The following is an 18,163-nucleotide window of genomic DNA, read 5'->3' as shown; positions in this document are numbered from 1 at the left end:
TCCGCGCGCCGACGGGCTAATCTCGGGGCGTGACGGAGCACGTGGGTACGGGATTCGAACGCGGTACGGACGGTCCGAAGGTGATCCTGGCCGGGATCGACGGTTCGGACTCCTCGCTGCGGGCCGCGGCGTACGCGGCGGGGCTGGCCAGGCGGCAGAACGCGCTGCTGGCGCTGGTGTACGTGCAGCCGGTGATGGCGGCCGGGGCCTCGTTGGGGGCGCCGGTGTCGGACACGACCGGTGAGATCGCGGAGGGCCTCGTCGCGGAGATCCGGGCTGCCGCCGAGCGCCTGAGGGGCATCTTCGAGGTGCGCTGGCAGTTCCACACCTTCCGCGGGGATCCCTATGCCGGTCTGGTGCGTGCGGCGGAGGAGCTCAAGGCGGACGCGGTGGTGGTAGGGACGTCGGAGCAGGCCGGGCACCGGATCGTCGGCTCGGTGGCGGTCAGACTGGTCAAGGCGGGCCGCTGGCCCGTCACGGTGGTGCCGTAACGGGCCGGGGTCCGTTGCCGGGACGAGGTCCGTTGCCGGGACGGAGTCCGTTGCCGGGACGAGGTCCGTTGCCGGGACGGAGTCCGTTGCCGGGACGGGGCGCTACTTGCCCATCGTGAGGCCGTCCTTCGCGGCGCCGCGGCTGAGAACGGCTTCGCTGATGGCGTCCCGGGCGGTTTCCCAGTCGTCCTGGCCGGGCTGCTTGGCGAGGGCTTCGGGCAGGTTGACGACGCGCCAGGGGGACTCGTCGGTCATCTGGGGGATGAACTCGGCCTTGGTGACCTGCCAGCGCCCGCCCGCGGCGGCCGGCGGGGCGAAGGTGAAGCGGCCGATGGAACCGTAGTTGCCGCGCGGGTCCCGGGCGCCGCTGTAGTTGAACATCTCGCCCGCCACCTGGTCGCCCATGCCGTAGATGATCCAGGTCCCGTTGACCTTCTCGTACGGCTGCGGAATGTGGGCATGTGTGCCGAGGATCAGATCGATGTCGGGCCGCCCCGCGCTCTGCGACGCGGTCAGGGCCTTGCCCAGCGACAGCTGGGTCTCGTCCGGTTCGGTCTGCCACTCGGTGCCCCAGTGCACGCTGACCAGGACCACGTCGGCGCCCGCCTTCCGGGCGGCCCGCGCATCCGCGATGATCTTCTCCTGCTTCATCAGGTTGACGGCCCAGGGCTGCCCCTCGGGCATCGGGTAGCCGTTCGTGTCGTAGGTGTAGGCGAGGTGCGCCACCTTCGCGGAGCCGGCCCGGTACACGGTGGCCGTGGCCGCCTCGGCCGCCGTCCGGGCCGAACCGGCGTGCTTCAGTCCGGCCTTGTCGAACTTGTCGAGCGTGCGCTGCACGCCGTCGGCACCGTCGTCCAGGGTGTGGTTGGAGGCGGTGGAGCAGCCGTCGTAACCGGCCGCCTTGAGCCCGTCGGCGATCTCCGGCGGCGACTTGAAGGCCGGGTAGCCGGTGAAGGGGCCGCCGTCCTCGCCGTAGATGGTCTCCATGTGGCACAGGGCGAGGTCCGCGGCCGAGACGACCGGTCTGACGCCGGCGAACATCGGCCGGAAGTCGTAGCCGTCGCCCTCGGCATCGGTGGCGCCCTGCCGGATGATCGAGGTGTGCGGCAGTACGTCGCCGCTCGCGACCAGCGTGAAGCCCTTGGCGCCGCCCGCGGCGGCGGACCCGCCGGTGGCGGACCCGGGGCCGTGACTGCCCGCCATGCGCGCGGGGGCGGACTTCCCGGTGGCGGAGCAGGCGGCGGCCGTGGCGGACAGCAGGAGGGCCGAGAGGAGGGCGAGGGCCTGGCGGGTGCGCTGGGTCATCTGTACCGGCTCTCACTCGGAGGACACCCGGGCCGGCGGGGTACCCAGGCCGCGGATGATTTGTACGACGATCCGATGAGCTGAATACACAGAAGACGACTCCGCAAGTCAAGGAACGGCGTCGGGCCGCCGGGCCGGTTCACCCCGATGGCCGTTCGCCGCGCCGTTCGACCGTTCACCGCCCGGCGCGGCCGCCCACCGGAGGAGCGGGGGGCTTGGGCGCAACGGCGGCGCCGGACGGTTCCCGGGGCCGCCCCGCGCAGGTCAGGGTGGATCCGTCGGACCCCACGCGGGCGCCGGGACGGTCCCCGGCAGACCCGGCGAACAGCGGAAGGAGCCACTCGTGCCGCCCTCCCCCACCCTCCTGCGCACGGATCCCGAGGCGCTGGCCGAACTCCAGCGCGACCACGGGCGAGCGCTGTTCGGTTTTCTGGTCGGCCTGACGGCGGGGGACGCCCAGCGGGCCGAGGACCTGGTCCAGGAGACCCTGGTACGGGTCTGGCAGCACCCGGAGGTGCTGGCCAGCGGGCACGACTCGATGCGGCCCTGGCTGTTCACCGTCGCCCGGCGGCTCGCGATCGACGCCCGCCGGGCCCGCCTGTCACGGCCCCAGGAGGTGGAGCCGGACGGGCTGGAGCAGGCGCCCGCGCCGGAGGACGCGGTGGCCGGGTCGGTGACGGCGATCGACGTCAGGCGGGCCGTGGGCAGTCTGGGGCAGGAGCACCGCGAGGTGCTGATGCAGGTCTACTTCCGGGACCGGTCGGTGGCCGAGGCGGCCGCGGAACTGGGCATTCCGGCTGGAACGGTCAAGTCCCGTACGTACTACGCGCTGCGCGCCCTGCGCAAGGGCCTCCAGGGGTACGGGCTCGGCGCCTGAGGTACCGTCAAGGCGGACCGGGGGCGGACCGGGGCGGTGCACCGACATCCGATCCGAAGAACGCCTTTAAGGGGTACGGACCGGACACGAACCGCAGCAAAATCGGTACCAGTCCGTTCAAGTTGAGTAAACATCCTCCGCTCCGCGAGGCCCGCGGTGAAGGCTCGGGCCTGACGGCGGGAAGCTCGGCACGCGGGAGAAGGTGGAACGGTGCGGCCCGAGGGTACGAACGGCACCAGTGACGGTGGCGGCGGTGGGCTGGCGGTGCCCATGGCGTGGCTCTACGCGGAGTACATCGCCGACGAGCTGCTGCGCACGGGCCGGCTGATCCCCGCCGGCACGCTGGAGTTCCGGGCCGGCCGGGACACGCTCGCGCTGACCATCTACCTCTCGGACGCGGCCGGCGAGCTCTCCGGGATCCGGGTGGTCTCACAGCTCGACGAGTGGCTGTCGCTCACGGCCTACGGACACCCCTGGCGCGACTGGGTGGAGACCCGGTTCCTCCAGCTCGGCGAAGAAGCCAGGGAGGACGGCCGGGACGAGGACCCGGACCTCGAACTGGCCCGGGGGGCCTGGCGCTGGCTGGACCGCACGGAGCTGTTCGCGACGAACCTCGACCCGGCCCGGCCCGGGCATCCGGGTCCCCCGGCGGCGCTGGACGAGAACGCCCGCGTCTGGACGCCCGCCTGGCAACTGGGGCTGCCACTAGGGCACTTGGCGATGCACCTGTTCTGAGGCCGCGGCCCTCAGGCGCCCGCGGTCCGGGATCCGGGCGCCTCCGCGGGGTCGGTGACCAGCCCGGTGAAATCGGCCTCGTTGCGCTCGGCCCGGGTCACGTAGCAGCGGGCGACGAGCCACATCACCGGGTACACGAGCAGGCCCAGCGCCGCCCAGACCAGCGGGCCGGACGCGACCCGCGGCGCCAGGAACACCAGCGGCAGCCCGCCGACCAGCAGCGCGAGCGCGCCCAGCGCCCAGAGCGCGGCGCGGAGCTGGCTGCGCATCAGGGCCCGTACGTAGGTGGCACCGACGCTGGTCTGCTCGGAGATCTCCGATCGCGCCGGGGTATGCGCGGGCGCCCTGCGCCGCACCCCCCGGGCCACCCCGGTGACGACCTCCCGCCGCAACGCGGCCTGCTGCTCCTCGGCCATGGAGCCGGAGTCTACGCACCGCCCCCGGCTTTGCGGAGCCCCGGCCGCCGCCGCCACGGAGACCGCGGCTCGGCGCAACAGCGCCTCTTAGGGTGGCTCCCATGAGCACGAAGCCTCGAGGCACCCCGCCGGACGACCGCGGGCACGGGCTCGCCGAGGAGTGCGGCCCCTGGTTCCGCTGTTACTGGGACGAGGAGGACACCTGGTTCTACTTCGAGGTCGACGCCGACGGGTGGGTGGTCAGGCAGGTCGAACTCCAGGGCCCGGAGCTGCGGCCCGTTGCCGCCGCCCGGGACACGGACGACGACGGGCGGTACGGATGCACCGCCGAGAGGCCGGTCTCGCAGTGGGCGGCCCACGTGCCGGAGCCGCTGACGGCAGAGCGGTTCGAGGAGGTCTGGGACGCGGCCCGGTCGGAGCTCGCGGCCCGGGCCGGGCCTACTTGAGGAGGCGCGAGAGGCGGCGGTCCGCGAGGGGTTTGCCGCCCGTCTGGCAGGTGGGGCAGTACTCCAGCGAGGAGTCGGCGAAGGACACCGAGCGGATGGTGTCCCCGCACACCGGACACGGCTCCCCCGGGCGGCCGTGGACCCGCAGCCCGCTCTTCTTCTCGGCCTTCAGCCGCCCCGCCGCCACCCCGTGCGCGCGCTCGACGGCCGCGCGCAGGGTGTCCTGGACGGCGTGGTGGAGGTGCGTCACCTGTTCCTCGTCGAAGGAGGCGGCCAGCTTGAACGGCGAGACCTTCGCGGCGTGCAGGATCTCGTCGCTGTAGGCGTTCCCGATGCCGGCGATGACGCTCTGATCGCGCAGCACCCCCTTGATCTGCCGCCGCTCCCCCGCCAGCAGGGCGGCGAAGGCGTCCCGGTCGAAGCCGTCGGCGAGCGGGTCGGGCCCGAGCCGGGCGATGCCGGGGACCTCCTGGGGGTCGCGGACCACGTAGACCGCGAGCCGCTTCTGGGTGCCCGCCTCGGTGAGGTCGAAGCCCCCGCCACCCTCCAGTACCACGCGCAGCGCGAGCGGCCCCTTGCCGGGGCGCGGCGGCTGGGCGGGCAGGGCGTCCTGCCAGCGCAGCCAGCCGGCCCGGGCCAGGTGGGTGACGAGGTGGAGCTCGCCGATCCGCAGGGCGAGGAACTTCCCGTACCGGGTGGTGGACCCCGCGGGCTGCCCTTCGAGGGCGGTGAGCGGGGGCTCGTACGTCTTGAGCACGCTGACGGCGAGCGGGAGGACGCGCTCGACCACCCGCCCGGTCAGGTGCTCGTCGAGGAACTCCCTCAGGGCCTCGACTTCGGGCAGCTCCGGCATGCTCCCAGCGTGCCGCCACCACTGGCGGAACGCGAGCCGTACCCCGGGACCGGCCCCCGGCCGGCCGAGCCGGCCACCTCCCCGGGCGACCGGCCGGGGATCGCAAAGCGGCGGGGCGGCCCGAGCTCTGCAGTACGCCGGGGAAGGCGGGGGCGCCGCCCCGGCCGGAGCATGCCCGGGGGCCGGGGTGGGGCGGTGGCCCGGGTGCGCGGGACGCCGGCCACCGCCAGGAGGCCCGCAGCCCGCGACGGCGCTCGGGTGCGAGGTACGGCCCGGGCGGTCCGGTCCCGGGGTCGGGCCCGGCCTACGTCAGGGCGAACTCGCACCACACGCACTTGCCGCTGCCCCGGGGGTCCACGCCCCAGACGTCCGCCAGGCGGTCCACCAGCATCAGGCCGCGCCCCGAGACCCCCGCCTCACCCGCCTCTCGGCGCCGCGGCAGGGCGCTGGAGCGGTCCTCGACTTCCACCCGGAGCCGGGGCCCGGGCAGGACCCGGAGCGTCACGATGGCGGGGCCGTCCGTGTGCATGAGGGCGTTGACGATCAACTCGTCCGCGACCAGCTCGATCTCGTCGGCCCGCTCCCGCGCACCCCACGCGCGCACCGCCGCGCCGATCATGTGCCGGGCCGCGACCAGGGCTTCCGGGTCTCCCGGGGCCACGTGCTGCTGGAGCCGGCCGCCGCCCTGCGGCGCGTCGGGCACCTGGCGGCGCAGCAACAGCAGCGCCATGTCGTCGTCGCCGCCGCGCTCGTCGATGACCCCGCACAGCTGGTCCGCCAGTTCCTGGAGGTCCCCCGGGCCCCCGTGGATCAGCTCGGTCAGCTCGCCGATCCCGTCGTCGAGGTCCCGGCCCGGCTGCTCGACCAGGCCGTCCGTGCAGAGCAGTAGCGTTTCCCCGGGTTCCAGTTCCATCGTCGTGACCGGGTACTCCAGTGGTCCGAACTCCGCCGAGAGCCCGAGCGGCATCCCGCCCTCCGCGTCGATCCGGCGGCAGTCCCCCTCGCGGGTGCGCAGGAGCGGGTCGAGGTGCCCGGCCCGCACCAGTTGGAGCACGCCGGTCGCGAGGTCGGCCTCGACGTAGGTGCAGGTCGCGAAGCGGTCGGTGTCCAGCTCGTGCAGGAACACCGACGCCCGCGCCATGACGGTGGCGGGCGAGTGGCCCTCGGTGGCGTACGCGCGCAGCACGATGCGCAGCTGGCCCATGACGGCGGCGGCGTGGGTGTCGTGGCCCTGGACGTCGCCGATGACCGCCCCGACCCGGCCGCCGGGCAGCGGGATGACGTCGTACCAGTCGCCGCCGATGTCCTGGCCCATGCGTGCGGACCGGTAGCGGACCGCGATGTCCGCGCCGTGCACGGACGGGATCCGGCGGGGCAGCATCGCCTGCTGGAGACCTTCGGCGAGGTCGTGTTCCTGCTCCAGCAGCATGGCCCGTTGCAGGCTCTGCGCGATGCTGCTGCCGAGGGCGACCAGCAGGTTCCGCTCCTCCTGGGTGAAGCCGTCCTTGTCCTGGTAGAGCAGTCCGATGGCGCCGATCGGGCGGGCCTGCGCGATCAGGGGCAGGTAGGCGGCCGCCGAGATGTCCATCGTGGAGATCTTCGCCCAGAGCCCGGGGTAGTCCTCGGCGAACTCCTTCGCGGATTCGAGGAAGCGGGGCTGGAGCGAGCGGACGACCTCGCTCATCGGGTACTGCTCGTCGATGCGGGTGTAGCGGGTGCCGGGGACGAAACTGCCTTCCGGTCCTTCGGCCACCAGGTGGATCCGGCCCGCTTCGACCAGTCCCATCACCATGCCCATCGAGCCGAGCCGCTCCAGACCGTGCGCGTCGCCGAGCGCGTCGATGACGTCCTGGACGGTCCGGGCGTGCGCGAGGGCGGCGGTGGTGCTTTCGACCACCGAGGTCTGGCGACGGCGTTCCTCGTCCAGGTCGAGGCGTTCCGCCGAGTGGCCGAGCTCCTCGGTCGCGTCGCGGACGATGCCGATGATCCGGTACGGGTGGCCGTCGGCGTCGCGCATGACGCGGCCCTGGGTGTGGGTCCAGCGGAGCTCGCCGTCCTGGCAGCGGATGCGGAAGTAGGCGCCGTAGCTGTCCATGCCGCTCTTGAGGGCATTGGAGACGAGCGCGTCCAGCCGGGTCGCCTCGGCGGGCGGCACCCGGGGGCCGAGGGACTCGGGGCGGCCGTCGTATTCGGCGGCGCTGGTGTCGAAGACCTCGAGGGCCGCCAGGTCCATGTGCATGAGACCGGTGAGCAGGTCCCAGTCAAAACTGCCCATCCGGTTCAGCGCGAGCGACCGGTCCGGGTGCGCGGGCCAGTCGTCCGGGAGCGATACGGCGGTCGGCACCGGTCCACCATGACACACCGGCGGGTCAGGCGCTCTCCATGGAGGGGAGGGGGTCGAGGGGCGGGGCGTCGGGCAGCGGGTACGGGTCGTAGGGCGCCGGGGAGTCGTATCCGTACGGGTCCGACCGCTCCGGCGGCACCCCGTCGGGCCCGGTCGGCAGTCCGGGCTCGCCGGGCGGCGGAGCGGTGGGGTACTGGTCCGGCGGGAGGCCGAAGGTGCCGTCCGGCGGCGCGTTCGGGGGGACGTCTTGCGGGAGGTCCTGGGCGGGGCCGTTCGGCAGGTCCGGCGGGAGCTGGGGCGGGGCGTCGGAGGGTGGCGCGGGCGGCTGCTTGGGCAGCGGCTCGGCCGGGTGGACCGGCCTGGTCCGCCCGGCCGGTCCACCCGGCTCGGACGGCGCGGCCGGGCCGTCGGGGACAGCGGGTCCTTCCGGGGTGGGCGGACCGCTCGGGATGCTCTCGGCCGGGTCGTAGGGCGGCATTCCCTGGGGCGTCCGGTCCTGGGCGCCGTCGTCGCCGGTCTTGCGCTCCAGCCAGGTGTTGTCGGCGAGGTTCACCAGCACCAGGTGTTCCAGTTGCTGGACGGTCGGCTCGATGACGATGACCTGGTTGGCCTGGTAGCCGTTCCAGGGCTCGCCCTTGATCAACGGGTTCCCCTTGGGGGCGCGCGGCGCGGAGAGGGGATGGCCGGAGCCGCAGCGGACGCGCGGCATGCCGTGGCCGTCGACGAGCACGGCCGTCCCGGCCTGGAGCACGGACTGGAAGGCGTCGGCCCGGCCGTCCCGGAAGCCGTGGCCGGTGACCCGGGTGTCGGCGCGCAGCACGACCGGGGTCAGTTCGCGCAGGAAGTCGCCGATCTTGTCCTGGGCGACGCCGGAGGCCTCGGCGAAGGCCCCCGCCTTGGCGTTGTCGGCGGTGATGAGGCTCGACTGGTGTTCCACGTCGCAGCTGCCGAGCCGCTGGATGCCCCCGTACAGGCCGGGGGTCGCGGCGTTGACGGTGCGGATCCCCTGGCCGCTCGGGTTGGGCAGCGGGGGCTGGGCGGGGGCCGATTCCCCGGTGGCGGTGGAGGTGGTGAAGGGGTCCGGTCCCGCCGAGCCGACCGGCTGGAGGTGGACCTCCTGGGTCTGCGGGCCGGGGGCGCTCACGGGCTCCTCGGAGCCGCCGCAGCCGGTGGTGAGCAGCCCGAGCAGGCCGACGGCCGTAAAGAGCGTTGCCCGGCCCGGGGCATGACGGCGCGGCGCCTGACGGAATGTCGGTGCGTGCTCGTCGCTCACGAGATTCTCCCTTTTCGCCCCGGTTGCTCACTCTTGTCTGCCGCATCCGCGTCCGTACCGCAACCGGAGCGCCGCCCGCACTCCTTGAACATGTTCAAAGAACCGCGTAGGGTCACGATCGCGACTTGAACGCGTTCAAGAACGTTTGGCGCACCGACCCCCGGGAGTGGCCGTGACGGTACTCGTGAACCTGATCGTCACGCTGGGCATGCTCTACGTCGTCCCCGCCGGCCTGCGCCTGATCGACCCGGCCGGGTTCCGCCGCACCGCCCGGCTCTGGCCCCTGCTCGCCGCACCGGGGGCGGTGTGCCTGTGGCTGCCGGGCGGCGCACCCGCCACGGTGCTCGCGGCGCTCTACGCGGCCGCCACCCTGGCCCTCGCGGTCAGGGCCCCGGCCCGGCTGCTGCGCACCCTCCGGCGCACGGGAAGACCCGCGCCCGCCGAGGCAGCCGTGCTCACCGCGCTCGTCTCACCCGCCGTCGCCGGCGGCGCCCTGGTCGCGGAGCGCGCCGGGTACCGGCTCTTCGGCTTCGACCTCGACGTCCTCGCGCTGACCGTGCCGCACTTCCACTTCGCCGGGTTCACCGCCGCCCTGGTCGGCGGCCTGGTGTGCCGCGCGGCCGGAGCCGGCCGGCCGCCCGGGGCGGATCCCGGGCCCGGCGCGGCCCTGGCCCGCTGGGCCGCGTACAGCGTGCCCACCGGCACCCTGCTCGTCCTGCTCGGCTACTTCATCGACGACCGGGCCGAGCTGGTGGGGGCGGTGGTGCTGACGGCCGGCATGTGGGCGGTGGCGCTGACCACCTGGCGCGGGATCCGGACCGGCGTCCGCGACCGCACCACCCGTACGCTCCTCGCCACCTCGGCGGGGGTCCTGGTGGCCACGATGCTGCTCGCCCTGTGGTGGGCGACCGGCGAGGCCACCGGAATCACCCACCCCACCCTGACCTGGATGGCCGCCACCCACGGCCTCGGGAACGCGCTCGGCTTCGCCCTCTGCTCGCTGCTGGCCTGGCGCCGGCTCACCATGGACCGACAGGAGATGACCCGATGACCCGACTCCTCAGCACCGGCAGCACCGGCCGCGACACCCTCAGCTACCCGGAACGGGGCGCGACGGAGCACCGCCCGCTGCCCGACGGGTACCACCACCTCCACCACCGGACCCGCATCGGCCACGGACAGGCCGTCTTCGAAGCCGCGGGCACGTCGGTGACCACCTTCCACGCCCACCGCACCTCGGGCCTGCGGATCCGGGCGGAGGCGGGCGCGGTGCGCCCCGGCGCGCGGGTGACGGTCGGGATCGGCTTCGGCCCCCTGCGCATCGACGCGCCCTGCCTGATCCTGCGCACCGCGTACGAGACCGCCCGCGTCGGCTTCGCCTACGGAACCCTGGTGGGCCACCCCGAATCCGGCGAGGAGTCCTTCATGGTGCTGATGGACCCCGACGGCACGGTGTGGTTCGAGGTGACCGCCTTCAGCCGCCCCGCCCGCTGGTACACCCGCCTCGCCGGGCCGGTGGTCCCCGTACTCCAGCTGGGCTACGCCCGGCTGCTCGGCCGCACCGTGCGCAAGCTGGCAGCCGGGGCCCCCGGCGCCTGATACTGGAGGGGATGGACTGGTTCACGGCGCCCGGCTACTGGTTGGGCCGGCTGGTCTTCCAGCGGGCCCTGGCCGGTGTCTACCTCTGCGCCTTCACCGCCGCCGCCCTCCAGTTCCGCGCCCTGATCGGGGCGCACGGCATGCTCCCCGTCCCGCGCTACGTACGCCACGTCCCCTTCCGGCGCGCCCCGAGCCTGTTCCACTGGCGCTACTCGGACCCGCTCTTCGCCGGCTGCGCCTGGGCTGGCGCGGCGCTGGCCGCCGCGCTCCTGGCGGGCGCGGGGGACGCCGTGCCGCTGGGAGCGGCGATGGCGATGTGGGCCGTGCTGTGGCTGCTCTACCTGTCGATCGTGAACGTGGGGCAGACCTGGTACTCCTTCGGCTGGGAGTCGCTGCTGCTGGAGGTGGGGTTCCTCGCCGTCTTCCTCGGCAACGCGCGGACCGGGCCGCCGGTGCTGGTGCTGTGGCTGCTGCGGTGGATCGTGTTCCGGGTGGAGTTCGGCGCCGGGCTGATCAAGCTGCGGGGCGACGCCTGTTGGCGCAAGCTGACCTGCCTCTACTACCACCACGAGACGCAGCCGATGCCGGGGCCGCTGAGCTGGTTCTTCCACCATCTGCCGAAGCCGCTGCACCGGGTGGAGTGCGCCGCGAACCACGTGACCCAACTGGTCGTGCCGGTCCTGCTGTTCACCCCGCAGCCGGTGGCCTCGTACGCCGCCGGGATCATCGTCGCGACGCAGCTGTGGCTGGTGCTGTCGGGGAACTTCGCCTGGCTGAACTGGATCACGATCGCGCCGGCGCTGTCCGCCGTCGACTTCACCGGGCTCACCGGCCCGCCCCCGGCCGCCGCCTCGCGCCCGGCGCCGCTCTGGTACGCGGTCCTGGTGTGCGCGGTGACCGCGCTGGTGCTCGTCCTCAGCCGGCATCCGGTGGCCAACATGCTCTCCCGGCGCCAGGTGATGAACCGCTCCTTCGATTCCCTGCACCTGGTCAACACGTACGGGGCCTTCGGCACGGTCGGCCGGATCCGCGACGAGGTGGTGGTGGAGGGCACCGCCGAGCAGGCGCCCCGGGCGGACGGCGACTGGCGCGAGTACGGCTTCAAGGGCAAGCCCGGCGATCCGCGGCGCGTCCCGCGCCAGTACGCCCCCTACCACCTGCGGCTGGACTGGCTGATGTGGTTCGCGGCGCTCTCCCCGGGCTACGCGCGGGACTGGTTCGGGCCGTTCGTCGAGCGGCTGCTGGCCAACGACCGGGACACGCTGCGGCTGCTGCGCCACAACCCCTTCCCGGACGCGCCGCCGGTGTACGTACGGGCGAGGCTCTACCGCTACCGGTTCACCACCTGGCGCGAACTCCGCGAGACCGGCGCCTGGTGGCACCGCACCCTGCTGCGCGAGTACCTGCCGCCCACGCGGCTCGCCGAAGCGGCCTGGTCAGAGCCCGAGTAGCGCCGCCTCCCGCTCCGCTGAGACGCCCTTCAACGGCCGGTCGGGGCGGTGCGGAGCGATCCCGCCGAGGGACCGGAGCCAGGTCCAGGTGTCGGCGACGGTCTCCTCGACCGGCCGGCACGTCAGGCCCGCGGCCAGGGCCTTGGTGACGTCCACGCGGCACATGAAGTCGTGGAGTTCGCCCGGCGGCAGCCAGGCGGGCAGTTCCGTCCACGGCTCTATGCCCGCCGCCTCGATGACGGCCGGATCGGTCCAGCGGAGCTCCGCCGAGCCTCCGGTGACGGCCGCGCAGGCCTCCAGGAGACCGGCCGTCGTGGCGTGCCCGGGCGGGCAGACCAGGTCGTACGCGCCGCCGTGCCCGGCCAGGGCGGCCCCCAGCGTCCAGCGCGCGAGGTCGCGGACGTCGATGTACTGGAGCGGGTGGTCACGCGGGCCCGGGGCGACCATCGGGCCGCCCCGCGCGGCGCGGTTCAGCCACCAGGGCAGCCGGCCGACGTTCTCGTACGGGCCGAGGATCAGCCCGGCGCGCACGAGCAGGGCGCGCTCGCCGAAGGCGTCGAGGGCGGCGAGCTCACCGCCCCGCTTGTCCTCGGCGTAGGCGGTGGCCTCCGCGTCGGGCGAGCCCGTCACGAGCGGGGCGTCTTCGGCCAGGCCGGCGGGGGCCGGGTAGGCGTACACCGAGCGGCTGGAGATGTAGACGTACCGGCCCGCCCGTCCCGCGAGCAGCCGGGCGCTGTCGCGCACGGCGGCGGGGGCCCCGCTCCAGGTGTCGACGACGAGGTCCCACTCCCCCTCGGCGAGCGCGGCCAGCCCGTCGGGGGCGGTGCGGTCGCCGTGCAGGACGGAGGTGCCCGGCGGGGGCGCGTGGTGCCCCCGGTGCCAGACGGTGACGTCCCAGCCCAGGTCCACGGCCTCTTCGGTGACGGCGCGTCCGACGAATTCGGTGCCGCCCAGCATCAGCAGTCTCATGCCGGCCAGCCTGCCCGCCGCGGCCCGGGCCCGGAACCCTTGATCGCCCTCAGCGATGACGCCCAGGGCGTACCCGGTGCGGGAACTTCGCGGGGACGTACGGCGCCCCCGCCGCCGAGTCGGCGCGGGGGCGCGGTGTCACCGGGCCGTTCAGCCGGGGCCGTCAGTCGATGCCGGGCAGGATGTGCGGCTCCGCCAGGTCGTCCTCGTAGCCCGCCAGCCGGATCGGCGCGGACCGGGCCCACACTTCGAGGCTGCCGAGCTCGGCGGAGCGGGTCTTGCCCTGCCACCCCGACCGTTCCAGCAGGACCTGGTCGGACTTCGTCAGTTCTGTCACCGCGCACTCCTTTGTGTCGCGTAACCCGGCGGGCGAACGCCGCGCCGGGCAGGAATAAAGGGATACCGGACGCGGTGGCGCCGTGATGGAGCGAGGGAGGGCCGTGGTGGGGCCCTTTCATGCGCTCAAGAGTACACATATGAGCGGGGCCCCGCTCGATGGAAAGGCAAAATTCACTCCTGTCCTCTTGCCTTCTCCCCGAGTTCAGGAAGTCGTGGCACGGCGCGTCGTCGGCGGATGCTCTGCTCGGGCGTACGTACGTACGTGCGGTCGCGAACGAAGGAGCGGTGGCGGTGACGAGGTCCGAGGTGCCGGAAGTGGACAGTGTCGAGGGACTGATCGAACTGCTGCACGCCTGCCGCGGGGCGTGGGACACCCCGGACCGCAGCGGCGACCCGGTGGACCTGCACGACCACGGATTGCAGACGGCTGCGCTGCTGCGCCGGTCGCACCCCTCCGACAAGGAACTCCAGGTGGCTGGTCTGGTGCACGACCTGGGCCACCTGCTGGTCCCTGGGGACGACGCGGAACACGCCGACCACGCGGCGCAGGCCGTCCGGCCGCTGCTCGGTGACCGGGTGGCACGGCTGGTCCGGCTGCACGTGCCGGCGAAGCGCTACCTGGCCACCACCGAACCCGGGCGGGCCCTGTCCCCGCAGAGCGCGCTGACCCTGCGCGAGCAGGGCGGCCTGATGGACCGGGCGGAAGTCCGGGCCTTCGAGGCGGACCCGGACGCCGCGGCCGCGGTGATCCTGCGCCGGGCCGACGACGCGGGCAAGGTGGTCGGGCTGGACGCGGGCGTGGTGGAGGACTGGCGGCCGGTCCTGGAACTGGTGGCGGCCGGGGAGTTCGCGCGTCCGGCGGCCCGGCCGACCGGCTGATACGGCGGCGCCCCGGCCTCCGCGAGGGAGGGCCGGGGCGCGCGGTCCGGAGGAGCGGCCTACCAGTTGGCGGGCGCGTAGTCCTTGAGGAAGACGCCGTACAGGTCCTCGCCGGCCTCGCCGCGGACGATCGGGTCGTAGACCCGGGCCGCGCCGTCCACCAGGTCGAGCGGGGCGTGGAAGCCCTCCTCGGCGAGCCGGACCTTGTCCGGGTGCGGACGCTCGTCGGTGATCCAGCCGGTGTCCACGGCGGTCATCAGGATCTGGTCCTTCTGGAACATCTCCTGGGCGCTGGTGCGCGTCAGCATGTTCAAGGCGGCCTTCGCCATGTTGGTGTGCGGGTGTCCGGCGCCCTTGTAGCCGCGGCTGAACACGCCTTCCATCGCGGAGACGTTGACGACGTAGCGGCGGTCGGCCCCGGCCGCGGCCATCGCCGGACGCAGCTTGCTGATCAGGATGAACGGCGCGGTGGAGTTGCACAGCTGCACTTCGAGGAGCTCGATCGGGTCGACCTCCGAGACCGTCTGGATCCAGCTGTTCGTGTCGTGCAGGTCCGGGACCAGGCCGCCCGCGTCGATGGCGGTACCGGCCGCGATCCGTTCCAGCGACGCGGAACCGGAGACCAGCGCGAGCTCGGTGACGTCCTGGGCGGTGAGCTTCTCGCCCTTGCCCGTGGGCAGGGCCGCGACCCGGTCGACGGTGCCGCTGCCGAAGGTGCCGATCACCTCGGCGGAGGGCAGCTCACCGGCCGGGAGCGGGGCGCTCTCGGCGGCGACCAGCTCGCGGTAGGCGCCCGGCGAACGACGCACCGTCTGGGCGGCGTTGTTGATCAGGATGTCGAGCGGGCCCTCGGCGGCGACCGAGTCGGCGAGCGCGACGACCTGTGCCGGGTCCCGCAGGTCGATGCCGACGATCTTCAGCCGGTGCAGCCACTCGGAGCTGTCCGGCATCGCCTTGAAGCGGCGGATCGCGTCGTTGGGGAAGCGGGTGGTGATGGTGGTGTGGGCGCCGTCGCGCAGCAGCCGCAGCGCGATGTACATGCCGATCTTGGCGCGGCCGCCGGTGAGCAGGGCGCGGCGGCCGCTCAGGTCGGTGCGCGCGTCGCGGCGCGCGCGGTTGAAGGCGGCGCAGTCCTGGCACAGCTGGTGGTAGAACGCGTCGACCTCGACGTAGCGCGTCTTGCAGATGTAGCAGGAGCGCGGGCGCTGGAGTATTCCGGCGATCGGGCCCTTGGTGGCGGCGGTCAGCGCGTTGCCCTGGGTCTCGTCGTCGATGCGTTCGGCGGAACCGGTAGCGGTCGCCTCGGTGACGGCCTTGTCGTTGGCGGTCTTGGCGGCGCGGCGCTCCTGCCGGCGGCGCTGCTTGACCGTGCGGTAGAGGCCCGCGGTGGCGCGGCGTACGGTGACGGCGTCCGGGTGGTCCACGTCGAGCTTGTCCAGCTCGTCCAGGACGCTGAGGCAGAGGGCCAGCCGGTCGGGATCGATGCCCGGGCCGTACGCCGGGGTGTCGTCCCCGGTTACGTGGTTGTCTTCGGTCACCGTCATGGCCGCTGCCGTTCCTTGCTCACTCGTCCGCATCCGCCTGCTGCGGAAGTCCTCAAAACCGCAACTGTACGGAGGCCACGCGCCCGGCACCAAACCCGTGCCCGGCCCCCTCACGGAGCGCGAGGAACCGTCACCCTGGGGATGGCCGGAAACGGCTCGCCGGGAAGGGAGCCGGCCTGGGTCGGCGGGGGCGGGACAGGGGTGGGACAGGGATCGGAGAGGGGCAGGAATAGGCCGACCGGGTGGCGCATTGTGCACAGCATGAGTGCACTGGCACTGTCGGTCCTGCTCTGCCTGGCCTCGGCGGTCGCGTACGCGGCGGCCGCGATCGTCCAGGAGCGCGTCGCGGAGGGATCGCCGGACCGCCCCTACGCTGCGCTGCACCGGCCCGTCTGGTGGGTGGCAGTGGCCCTGAACGGCCTCGGGGCCGCGCTGCACGTGGTCGCGCTCGCCTACGGGCCGCTGAGCCTGGTGCAGCCGCTCGGGGCGCTGACCATCGTCTTCGCGCTCCCGATGGCGGCCGTGTTCGTACACCGCCGGGCCGGTGCGGCGGCCTGGCGCGGGGCGGTGCTGGCCACCGTCGGGCTGGCCGGACTGCTGGCGCTGACCGGCGGTGACCGCGACGCGGGGCGGACCCTCGCGGGCGGTGAGCGGGGCCTGCTGCTGATCGTGACGGGCGCCGTGGTGGCGGCGCTGGTCGTGGCGGCGCACCGGATGCACCGGGCCGTGCTGCGCGGGGTGCTGCTGGCCGCGGCCGCGGGGACGGCCTTCGGCATGGCCTCGGTGTTCACGAAGTCGGCGGCCGACGGCTTCTCCGTGCACGCGCCGGCCGCCCGGTGGCCCGACCTGCTGGCCATCGCGGTCCTGGCGTGCGGCGGGCTGCTGCTGTCGCAGGCGGCCTACCGGGGGGCCGGGCTCGCGGCGCCGCTCGCCACGCTGACGGTGGTCAACCCGGTGGTGGCCGCGGTGGTCGGGCTCACCCTGTTCGACGAGGGCTTCCGGTACGGGTACGCGGGCACGGCGGCGGCGCTGGTGAGCGCCGTGGTGGCGGCGGCCGGCCTGGTCCTGCTCACGGCCGTGCCGCCGCACGTACGGGGGTCAGATGTCGACGCCGCGCCCGCGGAGGTACTTGAGGGGGTCGATGTCGGTGCCGTACCCGGGCCCGGTGCGCATCTCGAAGTGGAGGTGCGGTCCGGTGGTGTTGCCGGTGGAGCCGGAGCGGCCGATGCGCTGGCCGCCGGAGACCTGCTGCCCGGCTCTGACGCCGAGGGCGGAGAGGTGGGCGTACTGGGAGTACCGGCCGTCGGCGTGCCGGATGACGACCTGGTACCCGTACGCCCCGGCCCAGCCGGCCGAGAGGACCGTGCCGGGGCCGACGGCCTTGATGCTGGTGCCGGTCGGCACCGGGAAGTCGACCCCGGTGTGGTAGCCGCTGGACCAGGAGGAACCGGCGACGTGGTAGGCCGTGCCCATGGCGGCGTCGACGGGAGCGGTGAAGCCCCCCGTCGCCGTCTTCTCCTTCGCTGACGCCGACTCGGCCGGCTTGGTCTGCTCGGGCTTGGTCTGCTCGGGCCTGGTCTGCGGCTGGGTCTGCTCGGGCTTGGGGGCGGCGGGCTGTACCGGTGTCACCGGCTCGGCGACGCGCGGCGGCTTCTCCGGGTTCTGGGCGGGCGGCGCGACGGGGGCGGTGGTGACGCGCAGGGTCAGCCGCTGCCCGGGGAAGATCAGGTCCGGGTTGCCGCCGATGGTGGCCCGGTTGGTCTCGTACAGGGCCTGCCAGCCGCCCTCGACGTGCTGGCCGGTGGCGATCGCCGAGAGCGAGTCACCGGGGGCGACGACGTACGGGTTCGGCAGGACCGAGGTGCCGGTGGGCCGGGGCGCGCTCGGGGCCTGGGCCCGGACGGCCGCGGGCGCGCTCTGCTGGCGCGGGATCACGGCGGGCGCCGGGCCGGGGGCCGGGCCGCTGCGGCTGAGCCCGGCCTGCGGGCCGCAGGCGGGCCAGGCGTGGGGTCCCTGCCCCTTCAGCACCTTCTCGGCCACCGCGATCTGCTGGTCCTTGCTGGCCAGGTCGGCGCGGGCCGCGAAGGCGGTGCCGCCGAAGGCGCGCCAGGTGCTCTGACTGAACTGGAGGCCGCCGTAGTAGCCGTTGCCGGTGTTGATGTGCCAGTTGTTGGTCGACTCGCAGGCGGCGACCTTGTTCCAGGTGTCCTCGGAGGCCGCGTGGGCGGCCCCGGCGCCGATCAGCGGGAGCGCGATGCCCGCGCCACCGGCGGTGACGGCGAGCGAGGCACGGTTGATGCTGCTCGGCTGGTACCGGCGGTGCCGGCCCCGTACACCCATGGGAGCCCCCCTTGAAGACGTGCCGGAACCGCACAAGTTAACGGCGCCGGTGGAGGCTGACAATAGCGACAACCGGCCGTCTTCGAGGGGGAATTGACGCTTTACCCGCGACCCAGCGGCCCCGGCTGCGGGATCGGGGCCGGCCCGGGGGGCGGCGGCACCGGATCGGGCTCCGGGACGGGCCCCGGAACCGGCGGCACGGGCCGCGGCACGGGGTCGGGCTCCGGGAACGGTCCGGGCCCGGGCGGGGGCGCGGGCACCGGGTCGGGCTCCGGGGCGGGTGGCTGCGTCTGGTCTTCGTC

At 73.9% G+C, this 18,163-nt stretch carries 17 protein-coding genes and 1 pseudogene; 9 read left to right on the top strand and 9 right to left on the bottom strand.

The window, feature by feature from the left end:
• Positions 1-29: 29 nt before the first annotated feature.
• The gene (locus tag ACZ4M3_RS02200; RefSeq protein ID WP_453353109.1) at positions 30-491 is read left to right on the top strand and encodes a universal stress protein; all 462 of its coding nucleotides are present in this window, start codon (positions 30-32) and stop codon (positions 489-491) included.
• A 102-nt stretch (positions 492-593) separates the two neighbouring features.
• On the opposite strand, the gene ACZ4M3_RS02195 is transcribed toward ACZ4M3_RS02200, so the two are convergent.
• Positions 594-1,796, bottom strand: coding sequence for a CapA family protein (locus ACZ4M3_RS02195; RefSeq protein ID WP_467729325.1), 1,203 nt, complete (start codon positions 1,794-1,796; stop codon positions 594-596).
• A gap of 343 nt (positions 1,797-2,139) precedes the next feature.
• Here ACZ4M3_RS02195 and ACZ4M3_RS02190 point away from each other — a divergent pair, with 343 nt between their 5' ends.
• Together ACZ4M3_RS02190 and ACZ4M3_RS02185 are read left to right on the top strand one after the other, a co-directional pair.
• Complete coding sequence (locus ACZ4M3_RS02190; protein WP_467729323.1) at positions 2,140-2,673, top strand: sigma-70 family RNA polymerase sigma factor; 534 nt, start codon at positions 2,140-2,142, stop codon at positions 2,671-2,673.
• 210 nt (positions 2,674-2,883) lie between these two features.
• On the top strand, positions 2,884-3,408 hold the full coding sequence (locus ACZ4M3_RS02185) for a hypothetical protein (RefSeq protein ID WP_467729321.1): 525 nt from the start codon (positions 2,884-2,886) through the stop codon (positions 3,406-3,408).
• An 11-nt stretch (positions 3,409-3,419) separates the two neighbouring features.
• Here the strand turns inward: ACZ4M3_RS02185 and ACZ4M3_RS02180 are convergent, their stop codons facing one another.
• Positions 3,420-3,824, bottom strand: a complete 405-nt coding sequence (locus tag ACZ4M3_RS02180; protein WP_467729319.1) for a hypothetical protein — start codon at positions 3,822-3,824, stop codon at positions 3,420-3,422.
• A 101-nt stretch (positions 3,825-3,925) separates the two neighbouring features.
• Between ACZ4M3_RS02180 and ACZ4M3_RS02175 the strand changes: the two genes are divergently transcribed.
• Positions 3,926-4,270 carry a hypothetical protein gene (locus tag ACZ4M3_RS02175; protein WP_467729318.1) on the top strand — a complete coding sequence of 115 codons (345 nt, stop codon included), beginning with the start codon at positions 3,926-3,928 and terminating at the stop codon, positions 4,268-4,270.
• On the opposite strand, the gene ACZ4M3_RS02170 is transcribed toward ACZ4M3_RS02175, so the two are convergent.
• The 3 genes from ACZ4M3_RS02170 to ACZ4M3_RS02160 all read right to left on the bottom strand — a co-directional run bounded on the left by ACZ4M3_RS02170 (position 4,263) and on the right by ACZ4M3_RS02160 (position 8,740).
• Positions 4,263-5,123 carry an Fpg/Nei family DNA glycosylase gene (locus tag ACZ4M3_RS02170; RefSeq protein WP_467729316.1) on the bottom strand — a complete coding sequence of 287 codons (861 nt, stop codon included), beginning with the start codon at positions 5,121-5,123 and terminating at the stop codon, positions 4,263-4,265. The two genes, ACZ4M3_RS02175 and ACZ4M3_RS02170, sit on opposite strands and share 8 nt — an antisense overlap.
• A 304-nt stretch (positions 5,124-5,427) precedes the next feature.
• Positions 5,428-7,485 (bottom strand): SpoIIE family protein phosphatase, encoded by a 2,058-nt coding sequence (locus ACZ4M3_RS02165; RefSeq protein ID WP_467729314.1) that lies wholly within the window; start codon positions 7,483-7,485, stop codon positions 5,428-5,430.
• A 7-nt stretch (positions 7,486-7,492) separates the two neighbouring features.
• Entirely contained in the window at positions 7,493-8,740 is a 1,248-nt protein-coding gene (locus ACZ4M3_RS02160) for a DUF6777 domain-containing protein (protein WP_467729312.1), read from the bottom strand.
• Positions 8,741-8,912: 172 nt separating this feature from the next.
• Between ACZ4M3_RS02160 and ACZ4M3_RS02155 the strand changes: the two genes are divergently transcribed.
• Genes ACZ4M3_RS02155 through ACZ4M3_RS02145 form a run of 3 tightly spaced genes read left to right on the top strand, consistent with a single transcriptional unit; the run spans position 8,913 to position 11,790 of the window.
• Positions 8,913-9,791 carry a YndJ family protein gene (locus tag ACZ4M3_RS02155; protein WP_467729311.1) on the top strand — a complete coding sequence of 293 codons (879 nt, stop codon included), beginning with the start codon at positions 8,913-8,915 and terminating at the stop codon, positions 9,789-9,791.
• On the top strand, positions 9,788-10,339 hold the full coding sequence (locus ACZ4M3_RS02150; RefSeq protein WP_467729309.1) for a DUF1990 family protein: 552 nt from the start codon (positions 9,788-9,790) through the stop codon (positions 10,337-10,339). Before ACZ4M3_RS02155 ends, ACZ4M3_RS02150 begins: the two co-directional genes overlap by 4 nt.
• An 11-nt stretch (positions 10,340-10,350) precedes the next feature.
• Positions 10,351-11,790, top strand: a complete 1,440-nt coding sequence (locus tag ACZ4M3_RS02145) for a lipase maturation factor family protein (protein ID WP_467729308.1) — start codon at positions 10,351-10,353, stop codon at positions 11,788-11,790.
• Here ACZ4M3_RS02145 and ACZ4M3_RS02140 read toward each other — a convergent pair.
• Positions 11,776-12,759, bottom strand: a complete 984-nt coding sequence (locus tag ACZ4M3_RS02140; RefSeq protein ID WP_467729306.1) for an NAD-dependent epimerase/dehydratase family protein — start codon at positions 12,757-12,759, stop codon at positions 11,776-11,778. The two genes, ACZ4M3_RS02145 and ACZ4M3_RS02140, sit on opposite strands and share 15 nt — an antisense overlap.
• A gap of 163 nt (positions 12,760-12,922) precedes the next feature.
• Positions 12,923-13,096 carry a hypothetical protein gene (locus tag ACZ4M3_RS02135; protein ID WP_453356214.1) on the bottom strand — a complete coding sequence of 58 codons (174 nt, stop codon included), beginning with the start codon at positions 13,094-13,096 and terminating at the stop codon, positions 12,923-12,925.
• A gap of 293 nt (positions 13,097-13,389) precedes the next feature.
• Here ACZ4M3_RS02135 and ACZ4M3_RS02130 point away from each other — a divergent pair, with 293 nt between their 5' ends.
• The gene (locus ACZ4M3_RS02130; RefSeq protein WP_467729304.1) at positions 13,390-13,977 is read left to right on the top strand and encodes an inositol oxygenase family protein; all 588 of its coding nucleotides are present in this window, start codon (positions 13,390-13,392) and stop codon (positions 13,975-13,977) included.
• A gap of 59 nt (positions 13,978-14,036) precedes the next feature.
• On the opposite strand, the gene ACZ4M3_RS02125 is transcribed toward ACZ4M3_RS02130, so the two are convergent.
• Positions 14,037-15,521, bottom strand: a complete 1,485-nt coding sequence (locus tag ACZ4M3_RS02125; RefSeq protein ID WP_467729303.1) for an SDR family NAD(P)-dependent oxidoreductase — start codon at positions 15,519-15,521, stop codon at positions 14,037-14,039.
• Between the two features lie 141 nt (positions 15,522-15,662).
• On the opposite strand from ACZ4M3_RS02125, the pseudogene ACZ4M3_RS02120 reads away from it, so the two are divergent.
• Positions 15,663-16,517, top strand: a pseudogene (locus tag ACZ4M3_RS02120) (DMT family transporter); the annotation flags it as partial.
• 102 nt (positions 16,518-16,619) lie between these two features.
• Here ACZ4M3_RS02120 and ACZ4M3_RS02115 read toward each other — a convergent pair.
• Complete coding sequence (locus tag ACZ4M3_RS02115) at positions 16,620-17,861, bottom strand: transglycosylase family protein (protein WP_467729302.1); 1,242 nt, start codon at positions 17,859-17,861, stop codon at positions 16,620-16,622.
• Between the last annotated feature and the right edge of the window lie 302 nt (positions 17,862-18,163).

It is taken from the genome of Streptomyces sp. NPDC026522, assembly GCF_055567555.1.
The sequence above is the reverse complement of the archived record's forward strand: the minus strand, read 5'-3'. Positions and strand labels throughout refer to the sequence as shown.